Origin of the sequence: Thauera phenylacetica B4P (assembly GCF_000310225.1) — a bacterium.
GTDB classification, from domain to species: domain Bacteria; phylum Pseudomonadota; class Gammaproteobacteria; order Burkholderiales; family Rhodocyclaceae; genus Thauera; species Thauera phenylacetica.
Genome location: NZ_AMXF01000004.1, coordinates 37,894 through 56,740, shown reverse-complemented (window position 1 = coordinate 56,740; position 18,847 = coordinate 37,894). Strand labels below are relative to the sequence as shown.

14 protein-coding genes are annotated in these 18,847 nt (G+C 67.2%); 10 read left to right on the top strand and 4 right to left on the bottom strand.

Annotated features, from left to right (window positions below):
- Positions 1–331: 2-C-methyl-D-erythritol 4-phosphate cytidylyltransferase (locus tag C667_RS01885; protein ID WP_004355881.1), on the bottom strand; the 331-nt coding region annotated here is incomplete at its 3' end.
- Between the two features lie 120 nt (positions 332–451).
- On the opposite strand from C667_RS01885, the gene amrB reads away from it, so the two are divergent.
- The 7 genes from amrB (at position 452) to C667_RS01850 (ending at position 10,681) form a co-directional block, all read left to right on the top strand.
- Positions 452–1,276: an AmmeMemoRadiSam system protein B gene (gene amrB, locus C667_RS01880; protein ID WP_004355878.1), complete on the top strand. Its 825-nt coding sequence runs from the start codon at positions 452–454 to the stop codon at positions 1,274–1,276.
- Positions 1,263–1,829, top strand: coding sequence for an AmmeMemoRadiSam system protein A (gene amrA, locus C667_RS01875; protein WP_004355876.1), 567 nt, complete (start codon positions 1,263–1,265; stop codon positions 1,827–1,829). Before amrB ends, amrA begins: the two co-directional genes overlap by 14 nt.
- On the top strand, positions 1,826–2,965 hold the full coding sequence (gene amrS, locus C667_RS01870) for an AmmeMemoRadiSam system radical SAM enzyme (RefSeq protein WP_004355873.1): 1,140 nt from the start codon (positions 1,826–1,828) through the stop codon (positions 2,963–2,965). Before amrA ends, amrS begins: the two co-directional genes overlap by 4 nt.
- 16 nt (positions 2,966–2,981) lie before the next feature.
- Positions 2,982–3,635: a dienelactone hydrolase family protein gene (locus C667_RS01865; protein ID WP_004355871.1), complete on the top strand. Its 654-nt coding sequence runs from the start codon at positions 2,982–2,984 to the stop codon at positions 3,633–3,635.
- Positions 3,636–4,150: 515 nt separating this feature from the next.
- Entirely contained in the window at positions 4,151–7,708 is a 3,558-nt protein-coding gene (mfd, locus tag C667_RS01860) for a transcription-repair coupling factor (RefSeq protein WP_245538404.1), read from the top strand.
- A gap of 116 nt (positions 7,709–7,824) precedes the next feature.
- Positions 7,825–8,790, top strand: a complete 966-nt coding sequence (gene corA, locus C667_RS01855; RefSeq protein WP_004355864.1) for a magnesium/cobalt transporter CorA — start codon at positions 7,825–7,827, stop codon at positions 8,788–8,790.
- A 556-nt stretch (positions 8,791–9,346) separates the two neighbouring features.
- Positions 9,347–10,681: a M48 family metalloprotease gene (locus tag C667_RS01850; protein ID WP_004355862.1), complete on the top strand. Its 1,335-nt coding sequence runs from the start codon at positions 9,347–9,349 to the stop codon at positions 10,679–10,681.
- Between the two features lie 39 nt (positions 10,682–10,720).
- Here C667_RS01850 and C667_RS01845 read toward each other — a convergent pair whose 3' ends face one another.
- Positions 10,721–11,350 carry a LysE family translocator gene (locus C667_RS01845; RefSeq protein ID WP_004355860.1) on the bottom strand — a complete coding sequence of 210 codons (630 nt, stop codon included), beginning with the start codon at positions 11,348–11,350 and terminating at the stop codon, positions 10,721–10,723.
- 160 nt (positions 11,351–11,510) lie between these two features.
- Here C667_RS01845 and C667_RS01840 point away from each other — a divergent pair, with 160 nt between their 5' ends.
- Both C667_RS01840 and tnpC read left to right on the top strand, forming a co-directional pair.
- On the top strand, positions 11,511–14,534 hold the full coding sequence (locus tag C667_RS01840; RefSeq protein ID WP_004355858.1) for a Tn3 family transposase: 3,024 nt from the start codon (positions 11,511–11,513) through the stop codon (positions 14,532–14,534).
- Between the two features lie 2 nt (positions 14,535–14,536).
- A complete protein-coding gene (gene tnpC, locus C667_RS01835; RefSeq protein WP_004355856.1) occupies positions 14,537–14,893 on the top strand; it encodes a Tn3 family transposase post-transcriptional regulator TnpC in 357 nt (118 codons plus the stop codon).
- On the opposite strand, the gene C667_RS01830 is transcribed toward tnpC, so the two are convergent.
- Together C667_RS01830 and cadR are read right to left on the bottom strand one after the other, a co-directional pair.
- Complete coding sequence (locus C667_RS01830; protein WP_004355854.1) at positions 14,881–15,822, bottom strand: site-specific integrase; 942 nt, start codon at positions 15,820–15,822, stop codon at positions 14,881–14,883. The genes tnpC and C667_RS01830 overlap by 13 nt on opposite strands.
- A gap of 56 nt (positions 15,823–15,878) precedes the next feature.
- Positions 15,879–16,334 (bottom strand): Cd(II)/Pb(II)-responsive transcriptional regulator, encoded by a 456-nt coding sequence (cadR, locus tag C667_RS01825; RefSeq protein WP_004355852.1) that lies wholly within the window; start codon positions 16,332–16,334, stop codon positions 15,879–15,881.
- Between the two features lie 110 nt (positions 16,335–16,444).
- On the opposite strand from cadR, the gene C667_RS01820 reads away from it, so the two are divergent.
- Complete coding sequence (locus C667_RS01820) at positions 16,445–18,847, top strand: heavy metal translocating P-type ATPase (protein ID WP_039920561.1); 2,403 nt, start codon at positions 16,445–16,447, stop codon at positions 18,845–18,847.

Here is an 18,847-nt window from a genome sequence, read left to right as displayed (position 1 = left end):
CCCAGTCGCCCGCCGCCGCCTCGCCGGCGATCGCGCGCAGGCCGCCGAGCACGCTGTCGGCGCGCGTGGCGCCGCCGCAGAAGAGCGGGCGCAGCTTGGGCCCGAGCGCGCTCCAGTCGTGCGTGGCCCACTCCGTGTCATCCACCGAGAGCACGACGAAGACCGCGTCGACCGCGGGCGCGGCACACAGCACCGAGAGCGCGTGGTGGATCAGGGGGCGGCCGAGCAGCGACAGATACTGCTTGGGGCGGGTGGCAGCCATGCGCGAGCCGCTGCCTGCGGCGGGCACGATGGCGAAATGGCGTGGGTGGGTGGTCTGCATGGCGCGCATTCTAGCCGCGCCGCCCGTGGCGCGGGCTTGTGCAAGCACGGGTTTCGAGGCGGGACGATCCCGGCCGGGCTGCCTATAATGGGAAATGTTCCAACGCTGACATCCCCGCAGGATTGCACCATGGCACTCGCTTCGATCCGCCCGGCAGCCGTGGCCGGGCAGTTCTATCCCCGCGACGAGCGCGTGCTGCGCACCCAGCTCGCCGAGATGCTCTCCACCGCCGTCGCCTTCGAGTCGGCGCCCGCGCCCAAGGCGATCATCGTGCCGCACGCCGGCTACATGTATTCCGGGCCGGTGGCGGCGAGCGCCTACGCGCTGCTCGCGCCGCTGCGCGAGCGCATCCGCCGCGTCGTGCTGCTCGGCCCCACGCATCGCGTGGCGGTGCGCGGCTTCGCGCTGCCGGCGGCGCAGCGCTTCGCCACGCCGCTCGGCGAGGTACCGGTCGCGCGCGGCGACTGGGAGGCCTTGCAGGTACGCGACGACGTGCTGGTCGACGACCGCCCGCACGCCGAGGAGCACTGCCTCGAGGTGCAGCTCCCCTTCCTGCAGGTCTGCCTCGAGCGCTTCGAGATCGTCCCCGTGCTGGTCGGCGACGCCTCGCCCGAAGCCACCGCCAGCCTCATCGAGAGCCTGTGGGGCGGCCCCGAGACCCTGATCCTGATCAGCTCGGACCTCTCGCACTACCTGAGCTACCGCGAGGCACAATGGTCCGACCGCGCCGCGGTCGACCAGGTGCTCGAGCTGCGCGCCGGGCTCAACCACGAGCAGGCCTGCGGCGCCACCCCGATCAACGGGCTGCTGCACGCCGCCCGCAAGCACCACCTGCAGGCCCACCTGCTGGACCTGCGCAACTCCGGCGACACCGCGGGCGACCGCTCGCGCGTCGTCGGCTACACCAGCATCGCCTTTTGTGAAGCGGAACCCCCAAGCCATGCCCGACACTGATTTCGGTACCACCCTGCTCGCGCTCGCCCGCGCCGCGATCGCCCACCGCCTCGGCCGCGGTCCCGCCCCGGTCGTCCCGGACGATCCGCGCCTGCGCGAGAAGGGCGCGACCTTCATCACCCTCGCCAGGGACGGCGAGCTGCGCGGCTGCATCGGCAGCCTACGGCGCTCGCGCGAGCTCGGCGAGGACGTGATCCACAACGCGCTCGCGGCGGCCTTCGAGGATTCGCGCTTCGAGCGGCTCGCCGCCGAGGAGCTCGACGCGGTGGCGATCGAGGTCTCCATCCTCTCCGAGCCCGAGTTCCTCGACTTCTTCGGCGAGGAAGAGCTGCTCGCCCAGCTGCGTCCCGGCGAGGACGGGCTGATCATCTTCTCCGGCTGCCACAGCGCCACCTTCCTGCCCCAGGTGTGGGAGCAGCTGCCCGAGCCGCGCCAGTTCCTCGCCGCGCTCAAGCACAAGGCCGGCCTGCCCACCAACCGCGAGGTGGTCGAGCTGATGGCCGCGCGTTATCACGTCGAGAAGTGGAAGGAGTCCGAACGGGAGGCCTCATGAACACCCAGCCCGAGCCGGCGGCCGACGCAGGCCGCCCCGAGGTCGGCAGCCGCCATCCCGCGCGCTACTGGCATCGTCTCGACGATGGTCGCTACCAGTGCGACCTGTGTCCGCGCCTGTGCAAGCTCCACCCCGGGCAGCGCGGCGCCTGCTTCGTGCGCATGCGCGAGGGCGAGGACATGCTGCTCACCACCTACGGGCGCAGCTCGGGCTTCTGCATCGACCCGATCGAGAAGAAACCGCTCAACCATTTCTACCCGGGCAGCAAGGTGTTCTCGTTCGGCACCGCCGGCTGCAACCTGGCGTGCAAGTTCTGCCAGAACTGGGACATCTCGAAGTCGCGCGACCTCGACACGCTGATGGACCAGGCCTCGCCCGCGGAGATCGCCGAGACCGCGCTGCACTGGGGCTGCCACAGCGTCGCCCTCACCTACAACGACCCGGTGATCTTCGCCGAGTACGCGATGGACGTCGCCGACGCCTGCCGTGCGCGCGGGCTGAAGACCGTCGCGGTGACCGCCGGCTACATCTCCGAGTGCGCGCGGCGCGACTTTTTCTCGCGCATGGATGCGGCCAACGTCGACCTCAAGGGCTTCACCGACGACTTCTACGTCAAGCTGTGCGGCGCCCACCTGCAGCCGGTGCTCGACACCCTGGTCTGGCTGCGCCACGAGACCGACGTGTGGGTCGAGCTCACCACCCTGCTCATCCCCGGCCACAACGACTCCGACAGCGAGATCGGCGCGCTGGCCGGCTGGGTGCGCAAGGAACTCGGCGCCGAGGTGCCGCTGCACTTCAGCGCCTTCCACCCCGACTTCAAGATGGACGACCTGCCGCCCACGCCGCCCGCCACACTTACGCGCGCGCGCCGCATCGCGCTCGACGCCGGGCTGAAGCACGTCTACACCGGCAACGTGCACGACACCGAGGGCGACACGACCCGCTGCGCGAGCTGCGGCGAGACCCTGATCGTGCGCGACTGGTACGAGATCCGCCGCTACGCCCTCGGCGCCGACGGCCACTGCCCGCACTGCGGCTGCGTGCTCGCCGGCCGCTTCGGCGCGGTGGGCGCCGCGGTGGGCGAGGCCTTCGGCGCGCGCCGCATCCCGGTCGCCATCCATCGCCGCCTTGCCTGAGCAGGCCAAACGGAACGTGAAACTGCGCAACACTCCGATCAGCATGCCCGCCCAGGGCGTCTGGCTCGACGGTCTCCTGAGCCACGCGCCCGACGTCCGCGGGCTCGCCATCCACCTCCACTCCACCGGCCACCCGCCGCTCGGCGCGGTGACGCCGCCGCTCGAGGCCGAGCTGCACGCGCATGGCTTCGCCACGCTCACGCTCGACCTGCTCACCCGCCAGGAGGTCGCGCGCGACCCCGACGCGCCCTACAACATCCCGCGGCTCACCGAGCGCATCCTGTGCGCCGCCGAATGGGCCTTGCACCAGCCACCGCTCGCCGCGCTGCCGCTGGGACTGATCGCGCAGGACACCGGCTGCGCGGCGGCCATCCGCGCGGCGGTCAAGGTGCCCGAGCGCTTCACCGCCCTCGCCTGCCTCGACGGCCGCGCCGACCTCGCCGGCGCCGAGCCGCTGCGCACGCTGCGCTGCCCGGTGCGCTTCGTGATCAGCCCGGGCAATGCGTCGAGCGCGATCCTCGAGAAGGCGTTCGGCCTCGTCGGCGGCCCGCGCCACTGGCTCGCCCTGCCGGACGCCCGCGACCCGAGGCTGCAGGAGCAGTTGCTGGCGCGGGCGGCGGCGACCTGGCTGGAGCAGCACGGGGTGGCGGCGCAGTCGGCGACGGGTTAGGGGGCGAGGACGGAAAGCGGGGGACGGGAAGCGGCCAGGGACTGCGGCGGTGCGGCGGGAACGCCCGCTTCGCGCCTGCCGGCGCTCCTACATGAACCACCGCGCGTCCAGAGGGCATGCAAAAGCGCCCGAAGGCACGAACAACCGCAGGATCAAAGGCACCACGCTCCGGATGGAATGTAGGAGCGCCGGCAGGCGCGAACAACCACAAACCCAAGGCACCACGCCCCGGGTGGGATGTAGGAGCGCCGGCAGGCGCGAACAACCACAAACCCATGGCACCACGCCCCGGGTGGGATGGGTAGGAGCGCCGGCAGGCGCGAACAACCACAAACCCAAGGCACCACGCTCCGGATGCGATGCAGGAGCGCCGGCAGGCGCGAACAATCGCCGTGCGCGCCCCGCAGCGCATTCCCCGGTGCCCGCAGCGCGCGGGATGAAGGATAATTCCCCCCTTCCCCGCACGCGTTTCCCGCGGATTCCCGCCGCATGCGTCCGACGCACACGAAGACACGATGTCCCTCTCCCTAGACGCCCTCCTCTCCCGGCTGTCCACGCAAAGGATGCCCAAGCCCGGTGGCCGCCTCGAGCTCGACCCGCTCGCCGGCTCGGCCGACGCGCTCGCCATCGCCCAGCTCGCCAGCCGCGGCCGCATGCTGGTGGTGATCACCGCCAACCCGCTCGACGCCCAGCGCCTGCAGGACGAGATCGCCTGGGTCGCGCCCGGCCTGCGCGCCCACCTGCTGCCCGACTGGGAAACCCTGCCCTACGACAGCTTCTCGCCCCACCAGGACCTGATCTCCGAGCGCCTGTCCACGCTCTACGCGATCAGCCGCGGCGAGACCGACCTCGTGCTGGTGCCGGCGTCCACCGCGCTCTACCGCATGGCGCCGCCCGCCTACCTGGCCGCCTACACCTTCTTCCTCAAGCAGGGCGAAAAGCTCGACGTCGAGCAGTTCAAGGCGCAGATGGCGCTCGCCGGCTACGCGCACGTGACACAGGTGGTGAGCCCGGGCGAATTCTCGGTGCGCGGCGGGCTGGTGGACCTGTTCCCGATGGGCTCGCCGCTGCCCTTCCGCATCGATCTGTTCGATGACGAGGTCGAGAGCATCAAGACCTTCGACCCCGACACCCAGCGTACGGTATATCCGACCAAGGAGATCCGCCTGCTGCCGGCGCGCGAGTTCCCGCTCGACGACAAGGGGCGCACGCGTTTCCGCAGCCGCTTCCGCGAGACCTTCGAGGGCGACCCCACGCGCGCCTCGATCTACAAGGACGTCTCCAACGGCATCGCGCCGGCCGGCATCGAGTACTACCTGCCGCTGTTCTTCGACGACACCGCGACGCTCCTCGACTACCTGCCCGCCGAGACGCCGGTGCTGCTGCACCGCGACGTGCCGGCGGCGATCGCCGAGTTCTGGAAGGACACGCGCTCGCGCCACGACCTGTTGAAGGGCGACCGCACCCGCCCGGTGCTGCCGCCCGAGCAGCTCTTCCTGACCGACGAGGCCTTCTTCGTCGCGCTGAAGAACCTGCCGCGCCTGGCGATCGGGGCCGAGATCACGGCCGCTGCGGCGGCCGACTCGATCCGTGCAACAGCCGAGACCCCGGCGGCCGACGCCCCCCAGGCGCTCGCCCTGCCGCCGCCCGAGGTCGCGGTCGAGCGCAAGGCCACCGACCCGCTGCACAAGCTCAAGACCTTTCTCGACGGCTTCGACGGCCGCGTGCTGCTGCTGTCGGACTCGCCCGGCCGGCGCGAGACCATGGCCGAGTTCTTCGCCGAATACGGCGTCAAGCCCGAGGCCAGCGCCGACTTCGGCGCCTTCCTCGATGGCGACGCCCGCCTCGCGCTCGGCGTCGCCCCGCTCGCGCGCGGCTTCGTGCTGCCGACCGCAAAGCTCGCGGTGCTCACCGAGACCGAGCTCTACGCCGCCACCGCGCGCAGCCGCGCCCGCCGCGACAGCCGCAAGGCGGCCACCATGGAAGGCTGGCTGCGCGACCTGTCCGAGCTCAAGGTCGGCGACCCGGTGGTGCATGTGTCGCACGGCATCGGCCGCTACCTCGGCCTGCTGCACATGAACCTCGGCGAGGGCGACACCGAGTTCCTGCACCTGGAATACAACGGCGGCGACAAGCTCTACGTGCCGGTGTCGCAGCTGCACGTGATCACCCGCTACGCCGGCGCCGACCCGGACGCGATCGACCTGCACCGCCTCGGCTCCGGCCAGTGGGAGAAGGCCAAGAAGAAGGCCGCGATGCAGGTGCGCGACACCGCCGCCGAGCTGCTCGCCCTCTACGCCCAGCGCGCCGCGCGCCCCGGCCACCGCTTCGACTTCAAGCAGCACGACCTGGAGGCCTTCGCCGAGGCCTTCGGCTTCGAGACCACGCCCGACCAGCAATCGGCCATCGACGCGGTGGTGAGCGACATGAAGTCCGGCCGCCCGATGGACCGCCTGGTGTGCGGCGACGTCGGCTTCGGCAAGACCGAGGTCGCGCTGCGCGCCGCCTTCATCGCGGTCGCCGACGGCAAGCAGGTGGTGGTGCTGTGCCCGACCACCCTGCTTGCCGAACAGCACTACCAGACCTTCGCCGACCGCTTCACCGACTGGCCGATCAAGATCGCCGAGCTGTCGCGCTTCAAGTCCGCCAAGGAGCAGGCCGAAGCCCTGCAGCAGCTGTCGGAAGGCAAGGTCGACATCATCATCGGCACCCACCGCCTGCTGCAGAAGGACGTGGTCTTCAAGCGCCTGGGGCTGGTGATCATCGACGAGGAGCACCGCTTCGGCGTGCGCCAGAAGGAGTCGCTCAAGCAACTGCGCTCCGAGGTCGACATCCTGACGCTCACCGCCACCCCGATCCCGCGCACCCTGGGCCTGGCCATGGAGGGCCTGCGCGAGTTCTCGGTGATCGCCACGCCGCCGCAGAAGCGCCTGTCGATCAAGACCTTCGTGCAGCCGTCGAGTCGCGGCGTGATCCGCGAGGCGGTGCTGCGCGAGTTCAAGCGCGGCGGGCAGGTCTACTTCCTGCACAACGAGGTCGACACCATCGAGAACATGAAGGACGACCTCGAGGAGCTGCTGCCCGAGGCGCGCATCGTGGTCGGCCACGGCCAGTTGCCCGAGCGCGAGCTCGAGCGCGTGATGCGCGACTTCACCCAGCAGCGCGCCAACCTGCTGCTGTGCACCACCATCATCGAGACCGGCATCAACATCCCCACCGCCAACACCATCCTCATCAACCGCGCCGACCGCTTCGGCCTGGCGCAGTTGCATCAGCTGCGCGGCCGCGTCGGGCGCAGCCACCACCAGGCCTACGCCTACCTGCTGACCATGCCCGGCGCCAAGCCCACCGCGCAGGCGCAGAAGCGGCTCGAAGCCATCGCGATGATGGAAGACCTCGGCTCCGGCTTCTACCTGGCGATGCACGACCTCGAGATCCGCGGCGCCGGCGAGGTGCTGGGCGAGAACCAGTCGGGCGAGATCCAGCAGGTCGGCTTCAGCCTGTACACCGAGATGCTGAAGCGCGCGGTCAAGGACCTGCAGGCCGGCAAGGAGCCCGACCTGTCGCAGCCGCTGGAGGTGGTCTCCGAGATCAACCTGCACACCCCGGCGCTGCTCCCCACCGACTACTGCCCCGACGTGCAGGAGCGCCTGACGCTGTACAAGCGCCTGGCCAACTGCGAGCTGGAAGAAGACCTGCGCGCGCTGCAGGAGGAGCTCATCGACCGCTTCGGCGAACTCCCGCCGCAGACCGCCGCGCTCGTCGAGACCCACCGCCTGCGCATGCTGGTGAAGGACTACGGGGTGAACAAGCTCGACGCGTCGGAGGCGCAGATCAGCGTGCAGTTCGCCAAGGACGCACCGATCGACCCGGTCAAGGTCATCTTCCTGATCCAGAAGGACCGCAGCACCAAGATGGCCGGCCCCGAGAAGCTGGTGCGCCGCGCCAGCCTGCCCAACCTCAAGGAGCGGGTGAAGGCGGTGAAGGACCTGCTCGACGCGGTGAGGGCCGATGAGCCGAAGGTCGACGGCGCAAAGGCCGACGGCGCAAAAGCGAAGGCGTTGAAGACCTGAGCGAGGACGCACCGTGATGCTCATCAACTCCACCGCCTACCAGCACGGCCGCAAGCTCGCCGACATCCCGGTCGAGGACATCAGCGAGTTGAGGACCTGATCAAGGAAAGACCGCGATGCTGATCAACTGCACCGCCTACCAGCACGGCCGCAAGCTCGCCGACATCCCGGTCGAGGACATCAGCGAGTACGTGCAGCAGCCCGAGACCTTCGTCTGGGTCGCGCTCAAGGACGCCAGCGCCGAAGAGCTCGCGGTGATGAAGGAGGAGTTCGGCCTGCACGAGCTCGCCGTCGAGGACGCCGACCACCGCCACCAGCGCCCCAAGGTCGAGGAGTACGACGACGAGCTCTTCGTGGTCATGCACCTGGTCGAGGAGCGCGAGGGCAAGCTCGAGGTCGGCGAGGTGCACGTCTTCGTCGGCACCAACTACATCCTGTCGGTGCGCAACAACCACGCGCGCGACTTCCTCGGCGTGCGCGCGCGCTGCGAGCGCGAGCCGAAGATGCTCGCCAAGGGCCCGGGCTACGTGCTGTATGCGCTGATGGACGCGGTGGTCGACGGCTACTTCCCGCTCATCGACAAGCTCGAATCCGAGGTCGAGGCCCTGGAGGAGCGCATCTTCACCAAGGGCGCGGGCAATACCAACATCCGCCGCCTGTACCGCCTGAAACGCAAGGTCACCCTGCTCAAGCACGCGGTGCTGCCGCTGATGGAGGCCGCCGGCAAGCTGCACAGCGGGCGCGTGCCCGAGGTCTGCGCGAAGAGCCGGCATTACTTCCGCGACGTCTACGACCACCTCGCCCGCATCAACGCCTCGCTCGACAGCATCCGCGAGACCATCGGCACGGCGATCCAGGTCAACATCTCGCTGGTCACCATCGACCAGACCGAGGTCAGCAAGCGCCTCGCCGCCTGGGCCGGCATCTTCGCCGTCGCCACCGCCTTCGCCGGCATCTGGGGGATGAACTTTGCCCACATGCCCGAGCTGGAGTGGGAATACGGCTACCTGTTCGGCCTCGGCGTGATCGCCAGCGCCAGCGCCTTCCTGTGGTGGCGCTTCCGCAAGGCGAGATGGCTGTAGCCTCGCGGCCGCCGCCGCGCCACAGGCCGCTCCAGCCCCGCCGGTTTTTTGTAGGAGCGCCGGCAGGCGCGAAAACGGCATCGATCCACTGCGACCACGTCGCAATCTGCACGACCCATTCGCGGCTGCCGCCGCTCCTACATGCCGCTCCAGCCTCGACGCTTCCTGTAGGAGCGCCGGCAGGCGCGAAAACGGCATCGATCCACTGCGACCACCTCGCAAGCTGCACCACCCCATTCGCGGCTGCCGCCGCTCCTACATGCGCTCCACCCGCGACGCCTCCTCTAGGAGCGCCGGCAGGCGCGAAGACGGCGTCGATCCGCCGCAATCACGTCGCAGTCTGCACCGCCCCATTCGCGGCTGCCGCCGCTCCTACATGCCCCTCCACCCGCGACGCCTCCTGTAGGAGCGCCGGCAGGCGCGAAGACGGCGTCGATCCGCTGCGGCCACGTCGCACCCTGCACCGCCCCATTCGCGGCTGCCGCCGCTCCTACAGGAGCCCTCGCGTGCTGCAACGTGGCTACAATCGCCTCATGTCCTTCGACGAGCGAATGCCATGAGCTTCTTCGACGACCTCGCGCTCAGCCTCGAGCGCAACCGCATCACCCGCCGCCAGGCGCTGTGGCTGCTCGGCGCTGGCGCTGCGAGCCTTTCGGGCTGCGCCACCTCCCCCGTCACCGGCAAGTCCATCCTCGTCGGCATGAGCGAGGCGCAGGAGGTTCAGACCGACGCTCAGGTCGCGCCGCACCAGTTCTCGCAGGACCTCGGCGCCATCCAGGACGAGTCGGTCAACCGCTACGTCGCCGGCATCGGCCAGCGCATGGGCGTGCTCACGCATCGCCCGCAGATGCCCTACTCCTACCGCGTGCTCAACGCCAACTACGTCAACGCCTACACCTTCCCCGGCGGCGCAATGGGTGTGACGCGCGGCATCCTCGCCGACCTCGACGACGAGGCTCAGCTCGCCGCCCTGCTCGGCCACGAGCTCGGCCACGTCAACGCCCGCCACGCCGCCCAGCGCCAGGGGCAGAACATGGTTGCGCAGGCGGCCATCGCGGGCCTCAACGTGGCGGCGCAAAACTCCGACTGGGGCGGGCTGATGAGCATGGGCGGGCAGATCGGCGCCAGCGCCCTGCTCGCCGGCTACTCGCGCGAGCACGAGCGCGAGGCCGACGCCCTCGGCCAGGAATACCTCGTCAAGGCGGGCTACCCCGCCTCCGGCATGGTGCGCCTGCATCAACTGCTGGTGTCCGAGGAGAAAGCCGCGCCCTCGCTGCTGCAGACCATGTTCTCCACCCACCCGATGAGCAGCGAGCGCATGCAGGCCGCCCAGGCCGCGGCCGACTCGCGCTACCGCATCAGCAACAGCCTGGATGCGCGCCGCGAGCGCTTCATGGACAGCACCGCCAGCCTGCGCCGCATCCGCCCCACCATCGACGCCTGCAAGAACGGCGAGACCGCGATGGCCGCCAGGCAGTACGCCAAAGCCCAGACCGAATTCCAGACCGCGCTGGCCAAGACCCCGCGCGACTACGCCAGCAACCTGCGCATGGCGCAATGCCTGCAGGCCCAGGGCCAGACCGCGAAGGCGGTCAGCTACGCCGACAGCGCGCGCGAGATCTACCCACAGGAAGCGCAGGCCTACAAGCTCGCCGGGGTGCTCGCCCTGCAGCAGCGCGACGCCGGCCGCGCCTACCAGAACCTCGACCGCTTCGACCGCCTGCTCCCCGGCGACGCCGGCATCACCTTCCTCAAGGGCATCTCGCTCGAAGGCATGGGCAACCGCCAGGCCGCCGCCCAGCACTACGTCGCCTACCTGCGCCAGAGCCAGCAGGGCAACGCCGCGCAGTATTCCTACAACCGGCTCAAGGCCTGGGGGGTGGTGAAGTAAGCCGCATCGGCTGCGCCCGCCCCCGCGGCGAACATGGCGTCACGCCGGCTGCGACACCGCGAGCTTGAGTCCGAAGCCGAGGAACACCACGCCGGTGAGCCGGTCGAGCGCGGCGACCACCGCCGGCTTCTGCAGAAAGCGCACCGAGCGCCGCGTCAGCGCGACCAGCAGCACGAACCACAGCAGCGACATTGCCACGTGGATCGAAGCGAGCAGGAAGCTGAACGACGCCATCTCCACCCCCGCCGGCACGAACTGTGGCAGCAGGGTCAGGTAGAAGATGCCGACCTTGGGATTGAGTGCGTTGGTCAGGAAGCCCTTGGCGAACGCCGAGCCCACCGTCTCACCCCCCGCCGCCACCGCAGGCGCATCGGCGCGCACGCCGCGGCTCCTCAGCAACAGCACGCCCTGCCACACCAGATAGGCCGCGCCAAGAAACTTCACCACGGTGAACACCGTGCCGGACGCCGCCAGCAGCGCCCCCAGCCCGGTCGCCACCACCGCGCCCCACAGCAGGCACCCGGCTGCGATGCCAAAGGCCGCAGCCAGCCCGCGTCGCGCACCGGCCGAGATCGACATGCGCAGCACCAGCGCGGTGTCGATGCCGGGCGTCGCGGCCAGCACCATGGCGGCGAGGGAGAAGGCGATGAGGCTCTGTTCGACGCTCATGACGGGCTCGGCGTGGGTGAAATCGGCGTATGACCGGGATAAGGGGAAAAACTGTACATATCACCTGTAACCGGTTGATCTACAACTAATCCTGATGACGTGCCAACCGCTGCAATTCTCCGTTACCCTTGCATGCTGGCACGGATACCGGAGGATCAGGATGGCGTCACTGGAGCGCACTGCATACCCGCAGTTTCTGAGCTACTACTCACCGAGTGACCTGCGACAGTTCTTTACTCTGCAGGATGAAGAAATCAACTGGCTGAAGTCGGCCGGCCGTTCTGCCGGGACCCGACTCGGACTGGCCGTCCTGCTCAAAGTTTTCCAGCACTTGCGCTACTTTCCTAGCCTCGACAAGATACCTTCCGAGGTGATCACCCACGTCCGGAATGGCCTCGGTTTCGGTGACGCGATACGGATCGAATACCCCGTCGAACGCACCCTCTTTCGGCACAAAGCCATGGTGCTGGGCTTGCTTAACGTCAAACCCTTCCATGGGCACGATGCGATGCGCCAAGCAGAACGCTTTGCCTGCGATGCGGCTGAGCTCATGGATCAGCGTGCCGACATCATCAATGGGATAATCGAGGGGGTGCTCCAGGCGCGCTACGAACTCCCCGCCTTCTCGACGCTCGACGATTTGGCAGAGAAGGCCCACGCTGCCGTGCAGAACCGGGTGTTCGGTAAGGTATTTCACCGTATCACCCCCCAACAACTCGAAGCCCTACAGGCGCTGCTGGTCACGGACAAACTGGAACGCCGCCAAAGCGAATACAACGAGCTCAAGAAATCCGCGAAACGCCCGACCCGCAAGCATCTCGATATGCTGGTGGAGCATCTGGAATGGCTGGATTCGATCACGGCGGGGGATGACGTCCTTGCAGGCCTTCCCGACACCAAGATTCGCCACTTCGCCGCCCAGGCCATGGCCTATGACGTGTCCGAGTTGCGCGAATGCGCCGAGACCAAGCGTTACACCCTGCTGGTGGCCCTGATCCGGCGCATGCAGGTGCGCGCGCGGGATCAGTTGGCCGAGATGTTCCTGCGCCGCGTGGCCACGATTCACAAACGCGCCAAGGAAGAGCTCGACCAGATCCAGTTCGGGCAGCGCGGCCAGATCGAGCGCCTGATCGGCACGCTGGATGGCGTGCTCGCCATCCTCGACGGCGAACCGGACAATGCGGCGGCCGGCGCTCAGATACGCGAATACCTTGCACCCGCAGGTGGAGTCCACGGGGTCCGCGAGACCTGTGCCCAGGTGCAGGCGACCAGCGGCAACAACTACCTGCCGCTCGTGTGGAAACACTTCAAGAGCCATCGCTCCATCCTGTTCCGGCTCGTGCATTTGCTCGACATCCGCGCCACCACCCAGGATCGGACGCTGATCGACGCTTTGAACCTCATCAAGACCTACCAGGACAAGCATCGCATCGAGTGGATTACGGAGAGCATTGACCTTTCCTTCGCCTCGGACCGCTGGCGCAAGCTCCTGCGCGAGGGCGACAGCGGCGATGGTTTCGGTCTGGGCTTAAGCCGGCGCAACCTCGAAATCTGTGTCTTCTCCTACCTCGCCGAGGAGTTGCGCTCTGGCGATCTCAGTATCGTCGGCTCGGAGGAGTTCGCCGATTACCGCGATCAGTTGCTTTCGTGGGAGGAATGCCAGGAGTTGTTACCCGCCTACTGCGACAAGATTGGCCTGCCGCAGGACGCAACGACCTTTGCCAGCAGTTTGCGCGACTGGCTCACCGACACCGCGCAGCACCTGGATGACACGTTTCCTGAATGCCGCGGCGATGTGGCCCTGACTGCCAGCGGAGAACCCGTGTTGCGCAAGCCGATTGCGCGCGAAATCCCGCCTTCGGTTATGTCGCTGCAGAACGCGCTGACCCAGCGCATGCCGGCGCGGCACATTCTGGACGTGCTCGCCAACATCGAACACTGGATGGGCTTCACGCGGCACTTCGGGCCACTATCGGGCAACATGGCCAAGCTCAAGCAGCCGGCCGAGCGCTACCTGCTGACGATCTTCGCCATGGGCTGCAACCTCGGGCCCACACAGGCGGCGCGCCATCTGGGCAACAGCGGCGTCACGCCGCACATGCTGTCCTTCGTCAATCGGCGCCACCTCTCACTGGAGAGCCTGGAAGCGGCCCAACGCGAGCTCAACGAGGTATATCTGCGCCTGGATCTCCCCAAGATATGGGGTGATGGCAAGACGGTCGCCGCCGACGGTACGCAGTACGATTTCTACGACGAAAACCTGCTCGCGGGTTACCACTTCCGTTACCGCAAGATGGGCGCCGTCGCCTACCGGCACGTGGCCAACAATTACATCGCGGTGTTCCGCCACTTCATTCCGCCCGGTGTGTGGGAAGCGATCTACGTGATCGAGGGACTGCTCAAGGCCGGCCTGTCGGTCGAAGCGGATACCGTGCATGCCGACACCCAGGGCCAGTCGGCCACAGTGTTTGCCTTCACCCATCTGCTGGGCATCAAGCTGATGCCGCGCATCCGGAACTGGAAAAATCTGACGCTGTTCCGGCCGGACAAGGCGGTGAAGTACAAGTACATCAACCGCCTGTTCGGCGACAGCGTGGACTGGAACCTCATCGAGCGGCACTGGCAGGATCTGATGCAGGTGGCCTTGTCGATCTACGCCGGCAAGATTTCTTCGGCCACCCTGCTGCGCAAGCTGGGCAGCTACAGCCGCAAGAACCGTCTGTATTTCGCGGCGCAGGAACTGGGCAACGTGATCCGCACGGGCTTCCTGCTGGAGTGGATCGGCAGTCGTGAGCTGCGCCAGGAGATCACCGCCAACACCAACAAGATCGAGTCCTACAACGGCTTTGCCAAATGGCTGTCCTTCGGTGGCGACGTGATCGCGGTGAACGAGCCGGACGAACAGCAGAAGCGCCTGCGCTACAACGATCTGGTGGCCTCCGCCCTGATCCTGCAGAACACCGTCGACATGATGCGCACGTTGGGCGACCTCCGGCATGAAGGCTGGCAGATCACGGAAAACGATGTCAGCTTTCTGAGTCCCTACCAGGTCGCGCACGTCAAGCGCTTCGGCGAGTACAGCCTGAAACTCAAGCGCAAACCCGAAGCCTGGATCGCGGACGACACCTTTCAACAAGCGGCCGCGTCGGTGCAGGACATGCGGCGCGCGACGCGCAGAGCCTGAGCATGGACATCCCTGAACCCCGTTTCGCGGTTACCCCCTACGGCGATGTTGACTCCGCAGCACTGGACAACCTGCGGCAAAGCTTTGATACCACAGCGCTACTCGAACTGGTCGACGGGCTGGCTCCGATGGCGCAGCGTTTCGACAGAACAGGGGGTGTGCGGGATGAACTGCTGCGTCTTCATCGCATGGCGCACACTGTCATCAATGGCGCGAATCCGAGCGAATCGAGCGCCGATGACCTGTGGGAAGTTGCCGCCGCCCTCATCGACGAGTTCCGGCAGATGTCCGATCACTGTCTCGAGATCGCCGCAGCTCTGCAGCCGTTGGCCGACCTGCAGCCGGATCACGACGTCTGAGCGTCGTCCGACAAGGCGCGTTCGATGCGCTGCTGACCGAAGGCATCGGCCCCGTCGATATAGCGCAGGGCAGACTTCACATCACGCCAGCCGACGTATTCCATCAGGCTCTTGACATCCCAGCCGTTGTCGTTGGCCCAGTTGGCGAAACCACGACGCAAGGAATGGCTGCTGAAGCTGTCGGCCGACAGGAGTCCCGCGCGCTCGAAAATGCTGCGCAGCAGCGGCGTGACGCTGTTGACGTGCAGGCCGTGGACACGGATTCGTCCCCATTGATCGATCCCGCGGAAGACCGGCCCTTCCTCAATCCCCGACAGATCCTTCCAGGCCGTATAGGCCGCCACGGGGCACAGACGCGACAAGGCCGGCACCTTGAAGCACCGTCCGGCCGCCTGCCGGTCGCCCTTGGTTCGAGGCAGGAAGCAGGTCATGCCTTGGGCGGGCACGAGTTCGACATCTTGCGTTTCCAGGCGGATCAACTCGTCACTTCGGAATCCGCGCCAGAAACCCAGGAGGAGTAGCGCCTTGTCACGGGTGTGGCGCAGTCGCGCGACCGCGCCCTGGGTCCCGATCGCGTGGTCCAGCCATGTCACGGCGTGGGACAGTTGGCCAATCTGTAGCGGCACCGCCTGACGGGTTTGCGGCGGATGCACGGTTTGAATGCCCTTCATGGTCTGTCGTACCAGAGGGGCCTTGGTAGGATCGGCAAAGCCGTGATCCTGGTGCCAGCGCGACAAGGCTGCGAGGCGCTGTCGCAGGGTAGCGATGGACAGCAGTTCGGCATGCCGCGCCAGATAGCGCGCGATGCTGTCCGCGCTCGCCGGCAGGAAGCCACCCCATTCCACCTCGAAGTGGCGCACGGCGGAGGTGTAGCTGCGACGCGTATTGGCGCGTGTTGCCGCGTGTACGTAGACATCGACCTCATTCATGGGAGCGTCCTGATGACCGACTCAAGCATAGCGTGCGGCGCGGGGCTGAATGTCGTTCATTTTCGGACGCCGCCGTGCGCGCCATGCACGTGCCCGCCACTGATAGGTGCTCCCGGACACGCGGGCTGTGACAACTCGTGCAGGATGCCACAGTGGGCAGCATCCCGTGCCTGGGGACATTGTTCGCGCAGGCTCTTGAGTTGCCGCTCCAGCACACGCAGTTCGCGGATACGTGCCGCGACGTGAACGATGTGCGCATCGAGCAACGTGTTCACATCGCCGCAGTTCGCGCCCGGCGCATCCTTGAAGCGCAGCAGGATGCGAATCTCGTCCAACGACATGTCCAGCGATCGGCAATGGCGGATGAACGACAAACGCTCGGCGTGGGTGTCCTCGTAGATGCGGAAATTGCCGTCCGTACGTGCCGGGGCGGCCAGCAACCCTTCGCGCTCGTAGTAGCGGATGGTCTCTACCGGGGTGCCGGTCACTCTGGCCAGCTCACCGATTTTCATCGTGCTTGTCCTCCAGGCGGGAAGGAAGATCCTACCGGCATTCTAGGTCCTTGACTCTGTAGTGACTACGGATTGTTAAATGACTGCAAGTCCAGACAGGGGAACCAAGCATGAGCAAATGCAGTGTTGGTAGTTGCGGATGTTCCATCGTGTCGCAGTCGCCGGGTGATTCGTCCCCCGACGGCCCCAACGGGAAGCTATACGGCGTCGACAGCACGGACTGCCCCACCGATGCGGCGCTGGTCCGCAACAATCTTGAACCCCTCGACGGCGTGACGGGACTCGACCTCACCGTGACCCGGCAAAGGTCGGACGTGAGCGATCGCCCCGACCCGCCGGTCGCGGCCGACGCCGCCGTGCCAGCCATCGGTGCGCCGGCACAGCGCATCGATAAGACCACTGCTGCCGTGCGCACGACGCTCGCGATCGCCGGGATGGACTGTCCGACCGAGGAGGCGTTGATCCGGAGCAAGCTCGCTGGCATGGCTGGAGTGGCGGCGCTCGATTTCAACCTCGTCCAGCGTCGGCTGAGCGTGACGCATCGTCCGGGAGCATTGGAAGCGGTCCTCGGCGCCCTGAAAGCCATTGGTCTCGAAGCGAAGGTCGAATCGGCAGGCACGGAGAGCGCAGCGCCGCCGATCAAACCCGCGCCCAAGACCCACTGGTGGCCGATGGCGCTGGCCGGAGTCACCGCGACGTTGGCCGAGGGGGTGTATTGGCTCAACGGCGGTGACCACTGGACCGTCCTGGCTCTCGCGCTGGTGTCGATCCTCAGTGGCGGTCTGGCGACCTACAAGAAAGGCTGGATCGCGCTCAGGCATCGCAATCTCAACATCAACGCACTCATGTCGATTGCCGTGACCGGCGCGATGCTCATCGGACACTGGCCGGAAGCGGCCATGGTGATGTTCCTGTTCACGCTGGCCGAGGTGATCGAAGCGAAATCGCTCGATCGGGCGCGCAATGCGATTCGCGGCTTGCTGGAACTCGCGCCCGACACTGCGACCGTATGCCAGGGCGATGGAAGGTGGGTAACCATGCCGGCCAAGACGGTGCCGCTGGAGGCCGTGGTGCGCGTGCGCCCCGGTGAGCGGATTGCGCTCGACGGCGTGGTGATCAGCGGACGTTCGACGGTCAATCAGGCGCCCATCACCGGCGAGAGCCTGCCGGTCGATAAGGCCGAAGGCGACAACGTGTTCGCCGGAACGATCAATGAAGCGGGATCGCTGGAATATCGCGTGACAGCGGAGGCGAGCCATTCCACCCTGGCCCGCATCATCCACGCGGTCGAATCGGCCCAGGGCAGCCGCGCGCCCACCCAGCGCTTCGTCGACCGGTTCGCCCGGATCTACACGCCCGTCGTGTTCGCCGGCGCGCTGCTGGTGGCCATCGTGCCACCGCTAGCTTTCGACGGCGCGTGGATGGACTGGATCTACAAGGCGCTGGTGCTGCTGGTGATTGCCTGTCCGTGTGCCTTGGTGATCTCGACGCCGGTCACGATAGTCAGCGGTCTCGCCGCGGCCGCCCGCAAGGGCATTCTGGTGAAAGGTGGCGTCTATCTCGAAGAGGGGCGCAAGCTCGCCACGCTGGCGCTCGACAAGACCGGCACGATTACGCACGGCAGGCCCGCCCAGACGGACTTCATGGTGCTGAGCGGCGACGCGAACCAGGCGCATATCCTGGCAGGCAGTCTCGCGGCGCGCTCGGATCATCCGGTCTCGCTGGCGATCGCCCGTGCCGCGGTTGAAATGGGATGGGTGTTGCGCGAGGTCGCCGATTTCGCCGCCATTCCGGGCCGCGGCGTGCGTGGCGGCATTGATGGTCACGTCTATCAGCTCGGCAACCATCGACTGATCGAGGAAATCGGCCTGTGCTCACCCGACATCGAAAAAGCGCTCGACACGCTCGAGCGCCAAGGCAAGACGGCCGTACTCTTGGCGAACCATGCAGAGGTGCTGGCCATCTTCGCCGTCGCCGACACGCTGCGCGAGACGAGCCGTCAGGCGATTGCCGATCTGCATTCCCTGGGGGTGAAGACGCTGATGCTCACCGGCGATAACACTCACACGGCCGAAGCGATTGCCCGCGCGGTGGGTATCGACGAGGCAAGGGGCAATCTGCTGCCGGAAGACAAACTCAGCACCATCGAATCACTGCTGACGCACCGGAAGGGGGGCAAGGTCGGCATGGTGGGAGACGGCATCAACGACGCACCCTCGCTGGCCCGCGCGGACATCGGTTTCGCGATGGGGGCGGCGGGCACGGACACCGCGATCGAGACCGCGGACGTGGCGTTGATGGACGACGACCTGCGCAAGATCCCCGCCTTCGTGCGCCTGTCACAGGCCACATCCGACGTGCTGATCCAGAACATCGTAGTGGCGCTCGGCATCAAGGCGGGGTTTCTGCTGCTCACCGTGAGCGGGCAGGCCACGATGTGGATGGCGGTATTCGCGGACATGGGGGCGAGTTTGCTGGTCGTGGCAAATGGACTCCGCTTGTTGCGGAGATAA

Bases quoted from the DNA above. Each gene is read 5' to 3' on its own strand.
- amrB (WP_004355878.1), top strand. From the start codon at position 452: ATGGCACTCGCTTCGATCCGCCCGGCAGCCGTGGCCGGGCAGTTCTAT.
- amrA (WP_004355876.1), top strand. From the start codon at position 1,263: ATGCCCGACACTGATTTCGGTACCACCCTGCTCGCGCTCGCCCGCGCC.
- amrS (WP_004355873.1), top strand. From the start codon at position 1,826: ATGAACACCCAGCCCGAGCCGGCGGCCGACGCAGGCCGCCCCGAGGTC.
- mfd (WP_245538404.1), top strand. From the start codon at position 4,151: ATGTCCCTCTCCCTAGACGCCCTCCTCTCCCGGCTGTCCACGCAAAGG.
- corA (WP_004355864.1), top strand. From the start codon at position 7,825: ATGCTGATCAACTGCACCGCCTACCAGCACGGCCGCAAGCTCGCCGAC.
- C667_RS01850 (WP_004355862.1), top strand. From the start codon at position 9,347: ATGAGCTTCTTCGACGACCTCGCGCTCAGCCTCGAGCGCAACCGCATC.
- C667_RS01845 (WP_004355860.1), bottom strand. From the start codon at position 11,350: ATGAGCGTCGAACAGAGCCTCATCGCCTTCTCCCTCGCCGCCATGGTG.
- C667_RS01840 (WP_004355858.1), top strand. From the start codon at position 11,511: ATGGCGTCACTGGAGCGCACTGCATACCCGCAGTTTCTGAGCTACTAC.
- tnpC (WP_004355856.1), top strand. From the start codon at position 14,537: ATGGACATCCCTGAACCCCGTTTCGCGGTTACCCCCTACGGCGATGTT.
- C667_RS01830 (WP_004355854.1), bottom strand. From the start codon at position 15,822: ATGAATGAGGTCGATGTCTACGTACACGCGGCAACACGCGCCAATACG.
- cadR (WP_004355852.1), bottom strand. From the start codon at position 16,334: ATGAAAATCGGTGAGCTGGCCAGAGTGACCGGCACCCCGGTAGAGACC.
- C667_RS01820 (WP_039920561.1), top strand. From the start codon at position 16,445: ATGAGCAAATGCAGTGTTGGTAGTTGCGGATGTTCCATCGTGTCGCAG.